The sequence below is a fragment of the Lichenicola sp. GTC18331 genome (assembly GCF_055386855.1).
In genome coordinates, this window is the sequence record NZ_AP045015.1 from 2,569,026 (window position 1) to 2,586,543 (window position 17,518).

General features: G+C 67.3%; 19 protein-coding genes and 1 tRNA gene. 11 read left to right on the forward strand and 9 right to left on the reverse strand.

Annotated features, from left to right (window positions below; all coding sequences use genetic code 11):
* Nucleotides 1–158: 158 nt before the first annotated feature.
* Nucleotides 159–1,076, reverse strand: a complete 918-nt coding sequence (locus tag ACZ5BM_RS11735) for an AraC family transcriptional regulator (RefSeq protein WP_498908181.1) — start codon at nt 1,074–1,076, stop codon at nt 159–161.
* A gap of 96 nt (nt 1,077–1,172) precedes the next feature.
* Here ACZ5BM_RS11735 and ACZ5BM_RS11740 point away from each other — a divergent pair, with 96 nt between their 5' ends.
* Complete coding sequence (locus ACZ5BM_RS11740; protein ID WP_498908182.1) at nt 1,173–1,928, forward strand: SDR family oxidoreductase; 756 nt, start codon at nt 1,173–1,175, stop codon at nt 1,926–1,928.
* A 39-nt stretch (nt 1,929–1,967) separates the two neighbouring features.
* On the opposite strand, the gene ACZ5BM_RS11745 is transcribed toward ACZ5BM_RS11740, so the two are convergent.
* A tRNA-Ala gene (locus ACZ5BM_RS11745) sits at nt 1,968–2,043 on the reverse strand.
* A gap of 130 nt (nt 2,044–2,173) precedes the next feature.
* Here ACZ5BM_RS11745 and ACZ5BM_RS11750 point away from each other — a divergent pair.
* Both ACZ5BM_RS11750 and ACZ5BM_RS11755 read left to right on the forward strand, forming a co-directional pair.
* On the forward strand, nt 2,174–2,494 hold the full coding sequence (locus ACZ5BM_RS11750; RefSeq protein WP_498908184.1) for a YggT family protein: 321 nt from the start codon (nt 2,174–2,176) through the stop codon (nt 2,492–2,494).
* Nucleotides 2,491–3,426, forward strand: a complete 936-nt coding sequence (locus ACZ5BM_RS11755; RefSeq protein ID WP_498908185.1) for a glycosyltransferase — start codon at nt 2,491–2,493, stop codon at nt 3,424–3,426. The genes ACZ5BM_RS11750 and ACZ5BM_RS11755 overlap by 4 nt, the downstream gene beginning before the upstream one ends.
* A gap of 21 nt (nt 3,427–3,447) precedes the next feature.
* Here the strand turns inward: ACZ5BM_RS11755 and ACZ5BM_RS11760 are convergent, their stop codons facing one another.
* From ACZ5BM_RS11760 to ACZ5BM_RS11770, 3 genes are all read right to left on the reverse strand, one after another.
* Nucleotides 3,448–3,939 carry a PNPOx family protein gene (locus ACZ5BM_RS11760; protein WP_498908186.1) on the reverse strand — a complete coding sequence of 164 codons (492 nt, stop codon included), beginning with the start codon at nt 3,937–3,939 and terminating at the stop codon, nt 3,448–3,450.
* Nucleotides 3,940–4,001: 62 nt separating this feature from the next.
* Nucleotides 4,002–4,772: an ABC transporter permease gene (locus ACZ5BM_RS11765; protein ID WP_498908187.1), complete on the reverse strand. Its 771-nt coding sequence runs from the start codon at nt 4,770–4,772 to the stop codon at nt 4,002–4,004.
* Nucleotides 4,769–5,512 (reverse strand): ABC transporter ATP-binding protein, encoded by a 744-nt coding sequence (locus ACZ5BM_RS11770; RefSeq protein WP_498908188.1) that lies wholly within the window; start codon nt 5,510–5,512, stop codon nt 4,769–4,771. The genes ACZ5BM_RS11765 and ACZ5BM_RS11770 overlap by 4 nt, the downstream gene beginning before the upstream one ends.
* 47 nt (nt 5,513–5,559) lie before the next feature.
* On the opposite strand from ACZ5BM_RS11770, the gene ACZ5BM_RS11775 reads away from it, so the two are divergent.
* A complete protein-coding gene (locus ACZ5BM_RS11775) occupies nt 5,560–6,273 on the forward strand; it encodes a TenA family protein (RefSeq protein WP_498908190.1) in 714 nt (237 codons plus the stop codon).
* A 13-nt stretch (nt 6,274–6,286) separates the two neighbouring features.
* Here ACZ5BM_RS11775 and ACZ5BM_RS11780 read toward each other — a convergent pair whose 3' ends face one another.
* Nucleotides 6,287–6,712, reverse strand: a complete 426-nt coding sequence (locus tag ACZ5BM_RS11780) for a hypothetical protein (protein WP_498908191.1) — start codon at nt 6,710–6,712, stop codon at nt 6,287–6,289.
* 68 nt (nt 6,713–6,780) lie between these two features.
* Nucleotides 6,781–7,371, reverse strand: a complete 591-nt coding sequence (locus tag ACZ5BM_RS11785) for an arylesterase (RefSeq protein ID WP_498908192.1) — start codon at nt 7,369–7,371, stop codon at nt 6,781–6,783.
* Between the two features lie 109 nt (nt 7,372–7,480).
* On the opposite strand from ACZ5BM_RS11785, the gene ACZ5BM_RS11790 reads away from it, so the two are divergent.
* The 3 genes from ACZ5BM_RS11790 (at nt 7,481) to ACZ5BM_RS11800 (ending at nt 11,794) form a co-directional block, all read left to right on the forward strand.
* On the forward strand, nt 7,481–8,230 hold the full coding sequence (locus ACZ5BM_RS11790) for an ABC transporter ATP-binding protein (protein ID WP_498908193.1): 750 nt from the start codon (nt 7,481–7,483) through the stop codon (nt 8,228–8,230).
* Nucleotides 8,227–10,812, forward strand: coding sequence for an ABC transporter permease (locus tag ACZ5BM_RS11795; RefSeq protein WP_498908194.1), 2,586 nt, complete (start codon nt 8,227–8,229; stop codon nt 10,810–10,812). Before ACZ5BM_RS11790 ends, ACZ5BM_RS11795 begins: the two co-directional genes overlap by 4 nt.
* A gap of 70 nt (nt 10,813–10,882) precedes the next feature.
* Nucleotides 10,883–11,794 (forward strand): thioredoxin family protein, encoded by a 912-nt coding sequence (locus tag ACZ5BM_RS11800; protein ID WP_498908195.1) that lies wholly within the window; start codon nt 10,883–10,885, stop codon nt 11,792–11,794.
* A gap of 42 nt (nt 11,795–11,836) precedes the next feature.
* On the opposite strand, the gene ACZ5BM_RS11805 is transcribed toward ACZ5BM_RS11800, so the two are convergent.
* The gene (locus ACZ5BM_RS11805; RefSeq protein WP_498908196.1) at nt 11,837–12,217 is read right to left on the reverse strand and encodes a VOC family protein; all 381 of its coding nucleotides are present in this window, start codon (nt 12,215–12,217) and stop codon (nt 11,837–11,839) included.
* Between the two features lie 141 nt (nt 12,218–12,358).
* Between ACZ5BM_RS11805 and ACZ5BM_RS11810 the strand changes: the two genes are divergently transcribed.
* The gene (locus ACZ5BM_RS11810; protein WP_498908197.1) at nt 12,359–12,625 is read left to right on the forward strand and encodes a hypothetical protein; all 267 of its coding nucleotides are present in this window, start codon (nt 12,359–12,361) and stop codon (nt 12,623–12,625) included.
* 198 nt (nt 12,626–12,823) lie between these two features.
* Here ACZ5BM_RS11810 and ACZ5BM_RS11815 read toward each other — a convergent pair whose 3' ends face one another.
* Entirely contained in the window at nt 12,824–13,237 is a 414-nt protein-coding gene (locus ACZ5BM_RS11815; RefSeq protein WP_498908198.1) for a hypothetical protein, read from the reverse strand.
* 45 nt (nt 13,238–13,282) lie between these two features.
* On the opposite strand from ACZ5BM_RS11815, the gene ACZ5BM_RS11820 reads away from it, so the two are divergent.
* The 3 genes from ACZ5BM_RS11820 to ACZ5BM_RS11830 all read left to right on the forward strand — a co-directional run bounded on the left by ACZ5BM_RS11820 (nt 13,283) and on the right by ACZ5BM_RS11830 (nt 17,505).
* Complete coding sequence (locus tag ACZ5BM_RS11820; RefSeq protein WP_498911603.1) at nt 13,283–13,888, forward strand: DUF4337 family protein; 606 nt, start codon at nt 13,283–13,285, stop codon at nt 13,886–13,888.
* A 120-nt stretch (nt 13,889–14,008) separates the two neighbouring features.
* Nucleotides 14,009–16,033 (forward strand): acetate--CoA ligase, encoded by a 2,025-nt coding sequence (gene acs / locus ACZ5BM_RS11825; protein ID WP_498908199.1) that lies wholly within the window; start codon nt 14,009–14,011, stop codon nt 16,031–16,033.
* Nucleotides 16,030–17,505: an MFS transporter gene (locus ACZ5BM_RS11830; protein WP_498908201.1), complete on the forward strand. Its 1,476-nt coding sequence runs from the start codon at nt 16,030–16,032 to the stop codon at nt 17,503–17,505. Before acs ends, ACZ5BM_RS11830 begins: the two co-directional genes overlap by 4 nt.
* The last annotated feature ends 13 nt before the right edge of the window (nt 17,506–17,518 follow it).

Below are 17,518 nucleotides of genomic sequence, written 5' to 3' on the forward strand. Positions count from 1 at the left end.
ATTGCACCGGCCGGGCCGTTCTCCGCCATGATGGCCATGCCTCTTCCGGGGTTGCGCTGCGGCTCTGCTAAGCGATCGGTCGAACGCATGCAACGGCGAACGACGGAGACCGGTGGAGACAGGGGAGGCCGGGCGGCGGTCGCGTCTGATCGCGGCGTTCAGGCCGCCGGAACGACCGGGTCGGGTGTCTGCCGCCCCCGGGCGAAAGCGGTCGGAGACATGCCTACGTGGCGGGTGAACGCGACGCTGAAGGTGCTCTGGCTACTGTAGCCGACACGACGGGCGATCTCGCCGACACCGGCCTCGCCGCTGCGCAGCAGATCCCTGGCCAGAGCCATGCGCCAGCCGAGCAGGTAATCCATCGGGCTGATGCCCACCTCGTGCCGGAACCGGTCGAAGAAGCTGGAGCGTGACAGGCCGCAGGCCCGCGCCAGAGCCGCCACCGTCCAGCCATGCCCCGGATCGCCGTGCAGGCTGCGCAGAGCGACGGCGATCTTCCGATCGGCGAGTCCGCGCAGCAGGCCCGGCGCCGCATCCGGCGCGGCTTCGGTCCGCAGAGCCTCGATCAGGAGCACCTCCAGAAGCCGCGACAGAACCACGTCCCGCCCGGGCCGCTCCGCGCGGGCCTCCTCGCTCAACAGCGATACCAGAACCGGCAGGCGCGGTTCGCCGCGCACCACCACCAGAGGCGGCAGCAGAGACACCAGCAGGGCAGCATCGTTCGAGGCGAACTGATAGTGGCCGATCAGCATCCGGGCGTTCGCTGGCCCCGGTTCGCCGACGCGATACAGGCCCGGCCCGATCTCTTCCGGCTCGTCCAGCCAACCGGATGCCGGTGGGTCCGGGCTCGTCACCGTGACCGCTTCGGTCATGGACAGAAGATGAAAATCGCCCTTCCGGAGGCTGATCGGCGTGCCGCCGTCCGGCGACAGAATGCATTCCCCGTCCAGCATCGCGCCATAGAACGGCGTGCCCAGCGGCGGCCGGACCGCCCAGCGCCCGGATGCGACGACCATCTTGGAGAACGCGGCGCTCGGCTGGAGCAGGCCGATCACCTGGGCGACCGGATCGGACATGATTGGACGATCTCCAACGAAACGCAGACTTTGAACCGTAGACCGTCCGGCCGACGCGGGCCAAGTCTGGTGGGGTCAACGATCCGGAGGATATTCATGCCCACCGTTCTCATCACAGGTTGTTCCACGGGTTTCGGCCGGGAGATCGCGCTCCATTTCCTTGAACAGGGATGGGAGGTCGTCGCCACGATGCGCGACCCGGCGGCGAGCACGCTGCCGCGTGCGGAGACGCTGCGCGTGCTTAGGCTCGACGTCACCGATGCCGACAGCATCGCCGCGGCGACGGCGGAGGCGGGCGCGATCGACGTTCTGGTCAACAATGCCGGGATCGGCTGGCTGAACGCCATCGAGGGCACGAGCCCGGACATGGTCCGACGCATTTTTGACACCAACACGATCGGCGTCGTGGCGACGATGCAGGCGGTGTTGCCCGGCATGCGCGCACGTGGCAGCGGCGTCATCGTCAACGTCAGTTCGAGCGTGACCTACCGACCGCTTCCGCTCTTGTCGGTCTATCGTGCCAGCAAGGCGGCGGTGAATGCGCTGACGGAAAGCGCTGCGCTCGAATGGGCCCCGTTCGGCATCCGCGCATGCGTGGTCAATCCAGGTGCCGCGCCGGGAACGCAGTTCGGCGACACCGCGCGCGCGGCGATCAGCGCAAACGGCGGATTTCCGGATGCCTACAAGGCCTTCGCGGAACGGACGATCGCAAGTCTGCAGCATTCCATGACCGGCGACGTCACGGAATCCAGGGATGTAGCCGAAGCGGTGTTTCGCGCCGCCACCGATCCTGCCTGCCCGATGATCCTGCCGGCCGGCCAAGACGCGATCGCATGGTCGCGGGCGGGCTGAAAGCCTCGAGGGTGACGGAAGAAAAAGGAGAACACGGCGTGGTGGAGCTGAGGGGAATCGAACCCCTGACCTCCTCATTGCGAACGAGGCGCTCTCCCAACTGAGCTACAGCCCCGCCGTGCGGTGGCGGAACATAGCGAAGGGCACCCCTCTGTCAAGGGCGGCAAGTGACGGCGGGCTCGAATGTTGCGCCCGCGATGCGGCATCGGTAGCTTGCCGCCCCATCGTCGCATAAGGATAAAGCCGTGGTCACGGCCATCTTCGCCCTGTTGTTCCTGCTGATCCGGCTCTTCATCTACGTGCTGCTGGCGTCCTGCATCTTCTCCATGCTCTACGCCTTCAACGTGGTGGACACCCGCAACCGGCTGGTCCGCAACGTCGGCGAGTTCCTGTATCGCGTCACGGAACCGGTGCTGGCGCCGGTCCGGCGCGTGCTGCCGCAATTCGGCAACGTGGATCTGAGCCCGCTGGTGGTCTTGCTGGCACTGCAATATCTGCTGGTGCCGTTTCTCCGCACGATCGAGATCGCCATGATCACCCACACCGCGCCGCAGTTCTTCTCATGAGGGTCGCGGTTCTCGTTCCCTGCTACAACGAGGCGGTCGCGATCGGCGGAGTCGTGCGGGATTTCCGCGCCGCGCTGCCGGACGCCACGGTCTACGTCTACGACAACAATTCGTCCGACGGCACCCGCGAGGTGGCCCGTGAGGCCGGCGCCGTGGTGCGTCTGGAAACCCTGCAGGGCAAGGGCCACGTGGTCCGGCGTATGTTCGCCGACATCGAGGCCGATCTCTATGTGCTGGTGGACGGCGACGGCACCTACGAGGCCGGCGCCGCGCCGGCGCTGATCCGCAAGCTGCTCGATGACGGGCTCGACATGGTGAACGCGTCCCGCGTCACCGATCGCGCCGCCGCCTACAGGCGCGGCCATGTGCTCGGCAATCGCGTGCTGACCGGGCTGGTCGCCACCATCTTCGGCAAGCGCCTCGGCGACATGCTGAGCGGCTATCGCGTCTTCTCGCGCCGTTTCGTCAAATCGTTTCCGGCATTGTCTGCCGGGTTCGAGACCGAAACAGAACTCACCGTCCATGCGCTCGAATTGCGCATGCCTATCGCCGAGGTGCCGACGCGCTATATCGAACGCGCCGAGGGCTCGGTCTCCAAACTGCGCACCTACCGCGACGGCATCCGCATCCTGCGCACCATCGTCATCCTGATGAAGCAGGAGCGCCCGCTGGCGTTCTTCTCCCTGATTGCCGCGCTGATGCTGTTGATCGGGCTGGCGCTCGGCATTCCGGTGGTGATCGAGTTCTTCCAGACACACCACGTTCCGCGCCTGCCTAGCGCGGTGCTGGCGCTGGGCTTCGTGCTCGTCGCCTGCCTCAGTCTCGTTTGCGGCCTGATCCTGGATACGGTCGCCCGTGGTCGTCTGGAACTGAAGCGCCTGTTCTATCTGGCGCAGCCGGGCGTGGATGACGGGTCGCACCGTCCCGTTTGAGGGCGGGCGATCCGGCGGCGGTCAAACCGCCGCGTGCGGCAGGCTGTGGTAATCGCGGCCGAAATAGATCAACCCGCCAGAGCTCTCGCCAAGTCGGACGGCCTGCACCGTGCAGAAGAACACGCTGTGGGTGCCGACCTCGGAGATCTCGCTGATCACGCCATCGAACGCGGCAATCGCGTCCTGCAGCACGGGCGCTCCCGTTTCCAGCTCCAGCCAGATCGCCGTTTCGAATCGTTCCGACATCACGTCCAGCGTCGCGAACGCCACGGAGACGGCCTGCTGATGCGTTGCCAGAACGTTGACGCAGATCGGACCGCCCAGCCGGAAATGGTCGCGCGAGCGCGAGCCGCGGTTCATGCATACCAGCAAGGTCGCCGGGTCGTCGGTCACGGAACACACGGCGGAAGCGGTGAAACCATGCCGGCCGCTCTCGTTCACGGTGGTCACGACATTCACGGCGGCGCCCAGCCGGGCCATGGCATCCCTGTAGAGCTGGCGATCGACCGGCATCCGCGCGAATCCTCCTATCGGCGATGATGCTTTGGCGCCATCACCCGATCCAGATAGGCATATCAGCGCTCCGCCTCAATGTCCGCCGCCCGCATGTCCGGCACCCAGAACAGCAAACGGCGCAGCCCCCGGTCCACCGCCATCCACAGCGCCACGGTCATGCAGGCCAGAACCAGCAGCGCCGCGAACATGAGATCGGTCTGGATGCGCGCATTCGCGTTCAGCATCACGAAGCCCAGCCCGGATGCCGCGCCGACCCATTCGCCGATCACCGCCCCGATCGGCGCCACGGCGGTCGCCACCCGGAGCCCGGAGGCGAAAGCGGGCAGGGCGGCGGGCAGGCGCACCCGCATCAACAGCCGGAACGGGCTTGCCCCCATGGTGCGCGCCAGCTCGATCCAGCCAGGCTCGGTATGCGCCAGCCCGTCCGCCAGGGCGGCCGACACCGGAAAGAAGATCACCAGCACCGCCATCACCACCTTCGACGCCATGCCGAAGCCGAACCACAGCACCAGAAGCGGCGCCAGCGCGAACACCGGCACAGCCTGGCTCAACAGTAGAACCGGCATCAGCCAGCGACGCACCGAGCGGGAAAACACCATCGCCAGCGCGCACAAAGCGCCGAGGGCGGTGCCGATCAACAGCCCCAGCACCGTTTCCGTCAGCGTCGTCAGCGTGCTCCACGCCAGCAGGACCCGGTTCTGCCACAGCGCCACGGCCACGGAGGCCGGATCGGGCAGCAGATAGGCGGGAATGCCGGCGAACCGGCTCAGTGCCCACCAGACGAGGCCGAACACCAGCAGCGTCACCAGCGGCCGCACGGCGTTTCTCATCGCATCAACCGGCGCAGCAATGCGCCCTGGAGCTGCAGAACAGCCGGGTCGTCCGGCGGTCGCGGCGCCTCGCCCGGCACCGTCATCGGTGGATCGAGCCGCGCCGGCGTGCCGTCCAGCACCACCAGCGTGTCGCCCATGCGGCAGGCTTCCAGCGGATCGTGGGTGATCATCAACACCGTCCGCCCGCGCAGAAGACGCACCGCCAGCTCCTGCATGCGGGCGCGATTGGCGGCATCCAGCGCCGAGAACGGCTCGTCCATCAGCACGAACGGTCGGTCCTCGAACAAGGTCCGCGCCAGCGCTACGCGCTGCCGCATTCCGCCCGACAAAGTGTGCGGCAGCGATCCGGCGCGGTTGGCCAGCCCCACCTCAGCCAGCAGGGCCCGTGCCCTGTCGAGATCCGGCACCGCGCCGCGCAGGCGTGCGCCGACCGACACGTTGCCGAGCGCGTCCGCCCAGGGAAACAACAGATCCTGTTGTCCCATGAAGGCGATCCGCCCTGCCAGGGGCTTGCCGTCGCCTGCCTGCACACTGCCGGTCCGCGCCGGAATCAGTCCCGCCGCGATCTTCAGCAGGCTGCTCTTGCCCACCCCGCTCGGCCCGAGCAGCACGGTGAACCGTCCCGCCGCCGCCGTCAGATCGAGGTCCTGAAACAGCGGCCGCCCGTCATAGATCAGCGACAGGGAGCGGAGATGAAGCGCAGGCGGTGTGCTCGATGTCTGGCCGGGAAAATCCATCGGGTTCAGTATGAACCACGCTCTTCGCTTCCGGGAAACCGTGCTCCATGTCCGACACCCTGCCCACCTTTCTGCGCGACACCCTGCCCAGCCTCGATCAGGGGCTGTTCGGCCGCCTGCGACGCGAGTCCGGCCCGGAATGGACCGCCTACGTGCAGCACAAGTTCGTGCGTCAGCTCGGCGCCGGCACCCTCCCGCTCGAGGACTTCAAGCGCTTCCTGGTCCAGGACTATCTCTATCTGCTTCAGTACGCCCGCGCCTGCGCCATGGCGATCGTCAAGGCCGACACGCTGGACGACATGCGCGCGGCCGCCTCCACCGTATCCGGTCTCGTCCTCACCGAACTCGGTCTGCATCTCGGCTATTGCCGTGAATGGGGGCTGGACGAGCCGGAGCTGGAAGCGACTCCGCCCACGCTGGAAACGCTCGCCTATGGCGGCTTCATCATGGACCGCGCCAATGCCGGCGACCTGCTCGATCTGACCGTGGCTCTGGCCGCCTGCCTCGCCGGCTATGCCGAAGTCGGCCTGTCGCTCCGGCACGATCCCGCCACGGTCCGCGAGGGCAATCCTTACTGGTCCTGGATCGAAACCTATTCCGGCGACATCTATACCGGCCTCGCCGAGGCCGGCATCAAGCGCCTCAATGCTTTGTCGCAGCGTCGCGGCGGCGAGGCGCGCTATCCGATGCTTCTGCGCGATTTCCGTACCACCGTGCGACTGGAGGCCGGCTTCTGGAGCGGCGCGGTGGGCGAGGGCTGATCCAGGCGGCCGGTCAGGGCTTGGAATACATATAGGTTCCGCACAGGCCGGGTGAGTTCTCTCCGCTCGGTCGGGCGTCGCTCGAGAACACGTCCATCTCGAGATTGGTCTGCCCGAATTTGTGCTCGTGCCAGACCACGATCCATTGCGCACGGCACAGGCGATTGCCGTGCAGCAGCACCGGATCGCTGGGCTCCGTCACACGCAGGATGCGTGCCGCCACCGTGCCGTCGTCCGTGCCGAAATCCGGCACATCCGCCGCCACCTGCAACGGCAACGTCTTGCCGGCCATGGTCAGCCGCTTCGGCGACAGGACGATGTCGCCTGTGATGCCCATGGCGGTGTTGCTGACGGCGATCCAGTGCTCGGCCCCCGGCTCCGCCAGCGCGGGCACGGACAGCAGCGTGGCGAGTGCCGTGGCGGCGATGATCGTTCTCATGCAGATCCTCGAAAGATGGTCCGGCCGCGCGTCGAGCCGCTCGTCACCGCCGGGCGTGCGCCGCCGGTTCATCCTGCCTCCGGCGCCCGTGCCTCGGACACCAGCTTCAACACGTCCGGCAGGATCTTCGCGACGATGATGTCCACGCCTTGGGGGTTGGGATGGATGCCGTCCGCCTGGTTCAGCGCGTGGTTCCCCGCCACCCCGTCCAGAAAGAACGGAAAGAACAGCAGGCCCGGACGACGCGACAGTCGCTCGAACACGGCGCGGAAGCTGCCGAAATAGCTCTGTCCCAGATTGGGCGGCGCATACATGCCGGCCAGCAGAACCGGCAGATGTTTCGCCGCCAGACGATCCAGGATCGCGGTCAGGTTCTGTTCCATCCGCTCCGGCGGCAGACCGCGCAAACCGTCATTGGCGCCCAACTCGACGATGGCCGCATCCGGGTGGTCGCCGAGCGCCCAGTCCAGACGCGCCAGACCGTCCGCGCTGGTGTCGCCCGACACGCCCGCATCCAGAATCACTGCCCGCGCACCGGCCTTGTCCAAGGCCGCCTGCAGCTTCGCCACGAAGCCTTCGGCATGCGGAAGGCCGAACCCCGCCGTCAGCGAGTCGCCCAAGGCCAGGATGCGCACGATCTTCGGTTCGGTGTCGGCCAAGGCGGATGTCCTGCTGCTGGCGAAAACGGAGGCGACGGCGACGCCCAGCGCAGCCAGGACTCCACGCCGTCCCTTGGTCCGGTGCAAGCACTCGCCATATGCAGCGTCCATGGATGATGCCCTGTCCCGCTCCGCAGCACCGCCCCGATCTCCTGCTCCGGTGCGACCGGCCCTGGTCGAGGCGAGCGGCTTGTGGCTGACGGTGCCTGCCCGGCCGGGGGCGGTCAACGCGCCCGGCGGCCTCGAGATCGTCCGCGACATGTCGCTGCGCGTGGACGCCGGCGAGAGCGTCGGCATCGTCGGCCCATCCGGCTCCGGCAAGACCTCGCTGCTCATGCTGCTCGCCGGGCTGGAGCGCCCGACGCGTGGCACGGTGCGTGTGGACGGGACCGATCTCGACACGCTGGACGAGAACCGGCTCGCCCGTTTCCGCGGCGCCCGCATCGGCATCGTGTTCCAGAATTTCCATCTGATCCCGACGATGACCGCCCTGGACAACGTGTCGGTGCCGCTCGAACTCGCCGGCCGCCGCAACGCCGCCGCCATCGCCCGCGATGCGCTGGATCGGGTCGGCCTGTCCCACCGTCTCACCCATCTGCCCGGCCAGCTTTCCGGCGGCGAGCAACAGCGCGTGGCGATCGCCCGCGCGTTCGCGCCCCGTCCGGCTCTGCTTCTGGCCGACGAACCGACCGGCAATCTCGACGCCCAGACCGGGCAGTCCGTGCAATCGCTCCTGTTCGGCCTGCAACGCGACAACGGGACGGCCCTGGTGCTGATCACGCACGACCCCGCGCTGGCCGCGCGCTGCGACCGTGTGGCCGAGATCGCCGAAGGCCGTCTGCGGAGCCGCACCGCATGAACAGCTGGGGTCTGGTGCTGCGCCTCGCCTGGCGCGACTGGCGCGGCGGCACCGGACTCCTGCGCGGCATGGGCGTGGTGCTCTGCTGTCTCGCCCTCGGCGTGGCGGCGATCGGCGCCATCGGCGGCCTGCGCGACGCGATCCAGGCCGGCGTGTCCGAGCAGAGACGCGCGATCCTGGGCGGCGATCTCGCCGTGGAGACGACCTCTGCACTGCCGCCCGAACTGTCCGGCTTTCTCCGCCGGCAGGGCGACCGCGTGTCCGACACGATCCGAATGCGCACCATGCTCTACGGACCCGGCAAGAGTCGCATGCTGGTGCAGCTTTCCGCCGTCGATTCCGCCTATCCGCTGGTCGGGGCGGCCACGGTGCAGGGCGGCGCGACGGTGCAGGACGCGCTCGCCCCGCGAGACGGCGTGCCCGTGCTGGCCGCCGATCCGGTGGTGATTGAACGCCTCGGCGCGCATCCGGGCGATGTCGTCCGTCTCGGCCAGGCCCGGTTCCGGTTGGCTCCGCCGCTCGACAAGGTGCCGGATTCCGCCGGCCTCGGCGCGTTGGCTCCTGGCGTGATCATCCAACGCGATGCGCTCGACCGCACCGGGCTTGCCGTCCCGGGCGCCCTGCTCACCGGCTCCGTCCGTGCGGTGCTGCCCGCCGTCACTGGTTCCGAGCCCGACGACGCTCGCCTCGTGCGCGCCCGCACCCAGGCCGCCGCCATCGACCATGCCTTTCCCGGCACGGGCTGGCGCCTCCGCGACATCGAGGACGCCGCTCCCGCCATCACGCGCGCGGTGGATCAGGTCGCCGCTTTCATGACCCTGATCGCCCTGGCAGCGCTGCTGCTCGGCGGCATGGGCGTGGCGGCGGGCGTGCAGCGCTGGCTCAATGGGCGCATCCGTACGGTGGCGATCCTGCGCGCGGTCGGCGGTACGCCGCGTTTCGCCGCCGCGATGGTCGGCACGCAGGTGGCGGTGCTCTGCCTGCTCGGCATCGCCGCGGGCGCCGTGTTCGGCCTCGTTCTGCCGCCGGTGGCGGTGTCGCTCGGGCGCGACCTGTTGCCGGTCGCGCCGCAGGGCGGGGTTCGGCTGGCGCCGGTGCTGCTGGCGTCGCTGTTCGGCATGGTGGTCGCGCTTCTGTTCGCCCTGCCGCCGATGGCCCGTGCCGCCTTCGTGCCGCCTTCGGTGCTGTTTCGCGGTCCGGCCGGGATCGTGCCGCCCGACCGCAAGCGCCGCTTCGCGGTCATGGCGATCTCGGTCGCGCTCACCGGTTGTCTCGTCCTGCTCGCCGTTCTCGCTTCGCCGGATCGCCGTCTGGCGCTCGGCTTCTGTTGCGTCGCGGGCGCCGTGCTGGCCTCGTTCCGCTTCGCCGGGTTCGTGCTCGTCCGGCTGGCCCGTCTTCTGCCGCGCCCGCGTGCCGGGCGCGGCGTTCTGCGCGTCGGCGTCCGCCTCGGTCTGGCGTCGCTCGGACGCGCCACCGGCCCCGCGACCCGTCTGCTGCTGGGGTTCGGCGCCGGTCTCACCGTTCTGGCGACCATCGCCCTGGCGGAAGGCGATCTGCGCGCTTCCCTGCTGGACCAGCTTCCGGCCCACGCCCCATCCTTCTATTTCATCGATATCCAGCCGAACGAGATGGACCGCTTTCGCGCCCTGGTCGCGGGGCAGCAAGGCGCCAGGGCGGTGCATGCCCTGCCCAGCCTGCGCACGCGCGTGGTGGCGGTGAATGGCGTTCCGGCGGATCAGGTGCGCGCCGAGCCGGGCACGGGCTGGGCGCTGCAAGGCGATCACGGCCTGACCATCGCCGCCGAACCGCCCGCAGGAACCGCCCTGGCGGAAGGCCGGTGGTGGGCGCCCGACTATGACGGGCCGCCTCTGATCTCGCTCGACGCCAAGCTTGCCGCAGGCTGGCATCTTCACCTCGGCGGCACGCTCCGGCTCAACGTTCTCGGTCGCGACATCGACTTCCGTGTCGCCAATCTCCGTGACGTGGCTTGGAAATCGCTGCAGCTCAATTTCGCTTTCGTCGCGTCGCCCGGCATGCTTTCCGCAGCGCCGCACACGATGGTCGCGACGGTGGAAACCAGCGCATCGCCCGACGTGGATGCGCGCATCCTCGGTGCGGTCACCGATGCGCTGCCGGGTGTCACAGGCATTCGCGTCGCCGATATCCTGCAACAGGTCGGCGGCATCGTCGGCAAGCTGGCGCTGGCGTTGGGGGCAATCGGCGTCGTGGCGCTCCTGTCCGGCGCGCTGGTGCTGGCCGCGAGCCTGGCCGCGGCGCAGGAGCAGCGAACGCGCGAGGCGGCGATCCTGCGCGCCCTCGGCGCCACGGCGGGGCAGCTCCGGGCGGCATGGCTCGTCGAGTTCGCTGCGCTCGGTCTGGTGGCCGGGTTTTGCGCCGGTGCGATCGGCATCTTTCTGGCGATCGTGTTGATGCGCGTGGTGCTGCACGCGCCGTTCGTCTTCCTGCCCGGGCTGCTCTCGCTCGTGTCGCTTTCCGCGATCCTGCTGATGGTATCAGCGGGGTTTCTTGCAACGCGTCGCAGTCTGGCCGCGAGTCCGGCGGTTCTGCTGCGCGACGCCTGAAGGGTCGATCACCATGCCTCTCGCACGCACCGGTACCGTGTTCGCCGGTCTCCTCGCCGCTTCGTTCGCCGTGGCGCAGCCGGGCCACGCGCAATCCTTGCAGCCGCCGGCACTGGCCCCCGAATTCACCGGAATCGCCGGCTGGCTCAATGGCGGACCGCTCACCATGAGCGGATTACGCGGCAAGGTCGTTCTGGTGGATTTCTGGGCGTATTCCTGCATCAACTGCATCCGTACTCTGCCGCATCTGATCGACTGGCAGAAGAAATACGGCGATCAGGGTCTCGTGGTCGTCGGCGTGCACACGCCGGAATTCCGTTTCGAAACCAAACCCGCCAATATTCTGTCGGCCATCAAGCGCTTCGGCATCGATTATCCGGTCGCAGAAGACAACGATCTCGGCACCTGGAATGCCTATCGCAACCAGTACTGGCCTGCCGAATATCTGATCGGCCGCGACGGCCGCATCGTCTATACCCATGCCGGCGAAGGCGAGTACGACAAGACCGAGGACGCCATCCGTAGCGCTCTTGGCGATCACGGCACAGTGGCGACGGATAACGGGCAGGATCTTACCCGGATCGGCTCGCCGGAGATGTATTTCGGCATCGACCGTGTTGAGAATCTTGCCAGTCCAGAACAGCCGAAAGCTGGAACCCAGGACTACACCGCCCCCGCCGCATTGCCGGTAAACCGTTTTGCCTTACAGGGGCGCTGGACCCTGGCGCCTGAAAGCGCCGAACTCGCGAACGGCCCCGGAAAGATCACGCTGCACTGCCATTCCGGCAAGGTGTTCATGGTCGCCAGTGCGGCGCATCCGGTTATGGTTGCGGTGAGTGTCGATGGCAGACAGCAGAAGCCGGTCGAGATCGGAGAAAGCCGGCTCTATACCCTGTTCGACAGCAACGACTACACCGACCACACCGTCGAACTGACCATTCCGCAGGCGGGCCTGCGCGCGTTTACCTTCACCTTCGGGTAACGGAAGCGGCCCGCCGTCGATTCGTCCGGCGGGCCGCTTTCTTCAACCCATGCGATGCAGGGCGCAGAGCTTGTTGCCGTCCGGATCGCGCAGATAGGCGAGATAGACCGGCCCGATCAGACCCTGGCGGACGCCCGGCGGATCCTCGACCGAGGTGCCACCGTTCTCGATCCCGGTTTTGTGCCAGGCGTCGGCCTCCTCGGTGCTTTCCATGGTGAAGCCGATCGTGCCGCCATTGGCGCCGCAGGCAGGCTGGCCATCCAGGGGCTTGGTCAACAAGAGGCGGCCACCGCGATGGCTGTAGTACAAGCGCCCTTTGGGGTCGAACGCGCCCGGCTTCCCGCCCGTGGCGGCGAGCAGCGCATCGTAGAAGCGCTTCGACCGCTCGAGATCGTTGCTGCCGAGCACGATATGACTGAACATGGCTGAACTCCGGTTGTCCCGCGACGGGGCCGAAGTGTTGACACGGAAAACCGGGCGGGTCGATCCGATGCGATCGGGAACCTGTACCTTCGTCGCGGACTTCAACCGGCACGCGATACGGCGAGATCAGGAGAGTGTTCCATGCGCGGGTTCATGCTTGCGGCAATGATTGTCCTGTCTGCCACGCCCGTCATGGCACAGGGGCTGATGAGCGGCACCGGTATGGGGCCCAGCCAGCAGGTGGCGACACCGCCGGACAGCCCGGCGATCGACCGGCCCGGCGTGCAGCCGGCGGCGCCGGTGCAGGTTGCCCCTGCACATCCGGCCCATCCGCATCCGATGATCCGGGGCAAGCCGGCAGGCCATCGCGGTACGTCACCGACCACGGCAGCGCAACCTCCGCGCTGATGGGTTCCGCCGCGCCCTCATGGGCTCGGTTCGGTCCGTTTCCAGATGTCGTTCGCTGGCGTTCGCCGTCAGAGGACGGTCCGGCTTCGTCGGCTGCAAACGATGACCATCCTTGGGCTGGATGACAAAAAAGGCCGCATCTTTCGATGCGGTCCGAGTCGGGCACCGTTTATGATCGTCGTGACGACGAGTGTGCGCCTATTCCGCGGCGGCGAGGTCCATCAGGCTGTTGGTGCGCATCGGGCGGGGGATGGTGGTCCAGCTCGTATGGATCGGGGCGTCCGGTTCGGCGCGAACAATGTCGAAGCCGACGCGACGCAAGGCGCGGATGCTGGAAAGATCGAGATGCGGAACGGCGTCGCGAATCGTGGAGAGCTCGTCGTTGCTCAGGCTGGTCATGTCTGCTCCCGGCGGCCTGTTTTGGACCGTGAATTCATGGTGCACTGCGGCGTGGTAAAAATTGCCGCAGTGCGGAAGAGTTTGGTTTTCTCCTGTCTGACGCAGGATGTTCCGTAGTCTCACATTCACCGTCGGTTCTGGCAATGCTGCCGGCTTGCGCGGCGTCGTGGTTTTGGAGGAGTAACGCGACGAACGAACCTCGATGCCGAACACGAGTGAGTGACCGAATAAGAAGAGGAGCAGGGACGGTTGGACAACGTGGAGATGGCGCAGGACAGCCTCGAACATGCGCATGGCCACGACACGCATCATGGTGCCGGCACCGCCGGCCCGGCGCGTCTGACGCGTGCGGCCGCGGTGCTGGTCGCGGTGATCGCCGCCGTCGCCGTCGTCGTGGAGATGACGGCCAATGATCGGCAAACCTCCTACCTCGCACATGATGTCGCCGCGTCGGATCTGTGGTCGCAATACCAGGGCAAGTCCGTGCGCCGCGCCGTGATGGATCAAAGTGCGCTGATGCTGGATGCCGAAGCAGAAGCCATGAGCTCCGATCAGGCGCGTTCGCAAAAGCTCCAGTCCGAGGCCGCGGCCGCGCGTCGTGCTGCCGCCAAGCTCGAAGACGATGCCGGCGGCCATGACGGCATGCGCCAGATCGCGGCACATGCGGCAGAGGAGGAACGCGCACGGGACGAGGCGCTGGATCAGCACGAGAAATACGAGCGCAGCGTGCGCGGCCTGCAGATCGCCATCGTGCTGATCGGCTTGTTCATGGCGACGCGTCTGGTCTGGCTGCTCGGCATCGGCAGCGTACTCGGTGCCGTGGCGTTGCTCTATGCGATCCTGAGCGGATTGCACGTCGTGTAAGCCTTAAATCCGGGACAGCTTGGGATCACGAACGTCTTCCCGGTGTTGACCATGCGGAGGCTGGTGGCCAACCTGCTACGCATCAAGCCGCGAAACGACGGCGACCAGGGACCGGGAATCATGTCCGAAGAGCTGATCTTCCATGTGAAGCCGCAGATGGCAGTGGATGCGCACGTGACGGTGACCCGTCTCGGGCTGATGAACAACCACGCCCTGAACAACGCGGATGCGTTCTGGCTCGAGCAGGCGCGCCGGCTGGATTGGGAGCGCTTTCCGACCGTCGCCGGCACAGGCGGGTTCGGCGGCGAGGGGAGCGGCGTCGAGATCTCCTGGTTCGGCGACGGCGTCCTGAACGTCAGCGTCAATTGTCTCGACCGCCATCTGGCCGAACGCGGCGATGCGCCGGCGCTGATCTGGCAGGGCGAACGGGAGGAGCAGAGCGAGACGCTCAGCTTCCGGCAACTGCATGCACGCGTCTGCCGCATGGCCAACGTTCTGAAGCAGAATGGCGTCGGGCGCGGCGATCGCGTGGCGACCTATCTGCCGATGGTGGTGGATGGGGTGGTGGCGATGCTGGCCTGCGCCCGCATCGGTGCCGTGCATGTGGTGATGTTCGCCGGTTTCTCGTCCTCTGGCGTGGCCAGCCGCATTCGTGACAGCGGCGCCAAAATGTTGATCACCGCCGATGAAGGCCGGCGCGCCGGCAAGACGATCCCGTTGAAGCAGATGGCCGATGCGGCTCTGGCGGAGCTCGGGGATGCCGCACCCGGCATCGTTCTGGTGTCGCGCGTCACCGGTGGTGCCGTGCCGATGCAGGTCGGGCGCGACCATGCGCTGGAACCGCTAATGGAGGCCGCTTCCGCCGAATGCGAACCGGAGCCGATGGGTGCGGAAGACCCGCTGCTGATCCTTTACACCTCTGGCAGCACCGGCGCGCCCAAGGGCGTTCTGCACACAACCGGAGGCTATCTCCTTTGGGCCAGCCTGACGCATGAGATCGTGTTCGATCACCGTCCCGGCGACGTGTTCTGGTGCACCGCCGATCTCGGCTGGGTCACCGGTCATTCCTATGTGGTGTATGGCCCGCTCGCCAATGGCGGCGCCACGCTTCTGTTCGAGGGCACGCCGTCCTACCCGAAGCCCGGCCGCTGGTGGCAGGTGATCGACCAGCACAAGGTGACGGCGTTCTACACCGCGCCGACCGCGATCCGCGCCTTGATGCGCGACGATCCCGCGGTGGTGGAGCGGGCCTCGCTGCAGAGCCTTCGCGTGTTGGGGTCGGTGGGCGAGCCGATCAATCCGGAAGCCTGGCTGTGGTTCTACCACAAGGTTGGTCATGGCCGTTGCCCGGTGGTCGACAGCTGGTGGCAGACCGAGACCGGCGGAATCATGATCGTGCCGCTGCCCGGCGCGGTGGCGCAGAAGCCGGGTTCCGCTACGCTGCCGCTGCCGGGTGTGCGTGCGTTGCTGGTAAACGAGAAGGGTGAGGAGCTGAAGGGCGAGGCGGAGGGCCATCTCTGCATCGCCGGTTCCTGGCCGGGCCAGGCGCGCACGCTCTGGGGCGATCATGCCCGTTTCGAGCAGACCTATTTCTCCACCTATCCCGGGCTGTATTTCTCCGGCGATGGCGCCCGCCGCGATGCGGACGGGTATTTCTGGATCACCGGACGCGTCGACGACGTGATCAACGTGAGCGGCCATCGCATCGGTTCGGCGGAGGTGGAGTCCGCCTTCGCGACCCATGAGGCGGTCGGCGAAAGCGCCGTGATCGGCGTGCCGGACGATCTGAAGGGGCAGTCCCTCGCCGCCTTCGTGGTACTGAGAAAAGGTGTCGGGGCCGAAACGGAGACGCTGCCCGCGGCGTTGTCGCGTCATGTAGGCGCTCAGCTCGGCCGCTACGCCGCGCCCGACCGCGTGGTGCTGGTGCCCGACCTGCCCAAGACACGGTCCGGCAAGGTGATGCGGCGCATCCTGCGCAAGATCGCCACCGGCGAACACGAGGCACTGGGCGACGTGTCCACCCTGGCCGATCCGGGCATCATCGAGCATCTGGTGCGCGCGATGGCCGGATCGGACAAATTGGCACCGAGACCGGAGACGAAGACCATGGTTCATGATGCGACGGCGAAGGTGCCGACTGCGTGAGTAGTCCCACGGTCACACTGCGCGGGGCGAAGGACGCCGTTCTTTCGCCGATCCGGACCAACATCCCGGCGCGGCTGGACCGTCTGCCCTGGTCCAGCTTTCACCTCCTGGTGGTGGCCGGCCTGGGCATCACCTGGATTTTGGACGGTCTGGAAGTGACCATCGTCGGCTCGATCGGGCCGGCGCTCCAGAACAAGCACGCTCTGGCCATGTCGGTGGAAGGGGTGGGGCTTGCCGCCTCGTTCTACCTCGTGGGGGCCGTGGCGGGCGCGATCCTGTTCGGCTGGCTCACCGACCGGCTGGGGCGGAAACGCATCTTCAGCATCACGCTTGGGGTCTACATCGTCAGCGTGCTAGCGACGGCGGCAGCCTGGAACAGCTGGAGCTTCATTCTGTTCCGCTGCCTGACCGGGCTCGCCATCGGCGGCGAATATGCCGCCATCAACTCCGCGATCGACGAACTGGTGCCGGCCAAGCTGCGCGGCCGCATCGACCTGATGGTGAACGGGTCCTATTGGATTGGCGCCGCAGTGGGTGCTGCGATCTCCTTGTTCCTGTTGCAGGGACGGATGGGCGAGGCGCATGGCTGGCGCTTCGGGTTCGCGATGGGCGGCGTGCTCGGCTTCGGCGTGCTGCTGATGCGCCATTGGGTGCCGGAGAGTCCGCGCTGGCTGCTGACGCATGGGCATCGTTCGCAGGCCGAGACAGTGACCGCCGAGATCGAGCATCGCTGCACGAAGAACCGGCCCGGCATGCTGGAGCCGGTCACCAAATCCATGGTCGTCAATCCGCGTCGCGTGTTCGGCTTCGGCCTGATCTGGCGGGCGATGATCGGCCAGTACAAGGTCCGTTCCGCCCTGGCCCTGCTGCTGATGGCGTCGCAGGCCTTTCTCTACAACGCCGTGTTCTTCACCTACGGTCAGGTTCTGACGCATGAGGAAGGCGTCGCGCCGGCGCGGATCGGCATGTTCATCCTGCCTCTGGCGGTGGGCAATCTGATCGGGCCGCTTCTGCTGGGTTCGCTGTTCGATACGATCGGGCGCCGGCGGATGATCTTCGCGACGTACGGCGTTTCCGGCCTGCTCATGACGGCGGTGGCGCTTCTGTTCGCGGGCGGCCATCTCACCGCCACCACCCAGACGATCGGTTGGGTGGCGATCTTCTTCTTCGCCTCGCCCGCCGCCAGCGCCGCCTATCTCACCGCCAGCGAGATATTTCCGCTGGAAACGCGGGCGATGGCGATCTCGATGTTCTACGTGCTGGGCACGCTGATCGGCGGTGTCGGCGCGCCGTACCTGTTCGGCGTGCTGATCGGCATGGAGGGCCGCTGGCCGCTGGCCTGGGGGTATCTGGGTGCGGCGATACTCATGATCCTGGCCGGGATTGCGGCGCTGTTCTTCGGCGTCGATGCGGAAGGCAAGTCTCTGGAAGACATCGCTGCACCCTTGTCCGAGGACGGCGCGGCGCGTTGACATCAAACGTGAC

Excerpts from the sequence above, each read along its gene's own strand:
- ACZ5BM_RS11805 (WP_498908196.1), bottom strand. The coding sequence starts at position 12,217 with ATGTTCAGTCATATCGTGCTCGGCAGCAACGATCTCGAGCGGTCGAAG.
- ACZ5BM_RS11810 (WP_498908197.1), top strand. The coding sequence starts at position 12,359 with ATGCGCGGGTTCATGCTTGCGGCAATGATTGTCCTGTCTGCCACGCCC.
- ACZ5BM_RS11790 (WP_498908193.1), top strand. The coding sequence starts at position 7,481 with ATGGATGATGCCCTGTCCCGCTCCGCAGCACCGCCCCGATCTCCTGCT.
- ACZ5BM_RS11760 (WP_498908186.1), bottom strand. The coding sequence starts at position 3,939 with ATGCCGGTCGATCGCCAGCTCTACAGGGATGCCATGGCCCGGCTGGGC.
- ACZ5BM_RS11755 (WP_498908185.1), top strand. The coding sequence starts at position 2,491 with ATGAGGGTCGCGGTTCTCGTTCCCTGCTACAACGAGGCGGTCGCGATC.
- ACZ5BM_RS11770 (WP_498908188.1), bottom strand. The coding sequence starts at position 5,512 with ATGGATTTTCCCGGCCAGACATCGAGCACACCGCCTGCGCTTCATCTC.
- ACZ5BM_RS11795 (WP_498908194.1), top strand. The coding sequence starts at position 8,227 with ATGAACAGCTGGGGTCTGGTGCTGCGCCTCGCCTGGCGCGACTGGCGC.
- ACZ5BM_RS11765 (WP_498908187.1), bottom strand. The coding sequence starts at position 4,772 with ATGAGAAACGCCGTGCGGCCGCTGGTGACGCTGCTGGTGTTCGGCCTC.
- ACZ5BM_RS11780 (WP_498908191.1), bottom strand. The coding sequence starts at position 6,712 with ATGAGAACGATCATCGCCGCCACGGCACTCGCCACGCTGCTGTCCGTG.
- acs (WP_498908199.1), top strand. The coding sequence starts at position 14,009 with ATGTCCGAAGAGCTGATCTTCCATGTGAAGCCGCAGATGGCAGTGGAT.
- ACZ5BM_RS11735 (WP_498908181.1), bottom strand. The coding sequence starts at position 1,076 with ATGTCCGATCCGGTCGCCCAGGTGATCGGCCTGCTCCAGCCGAGCGCC.
- ACZ5BM_RS11740 (WP_498908182.1), top strand. The coding sequence starts at position 1,173 with ATGCCCACCGTTCTCATCACAGGTTGTTCCACGGGTTTCGGCCGGGAG.
- ACZ5BM_RS11775 (WP_498908190.1), top strand. The coding sequence starts at position 5,560 with ATGTCCGACACCCTGCCCACCTTTCTGCGCGACACCCTGCCCAGCCTC.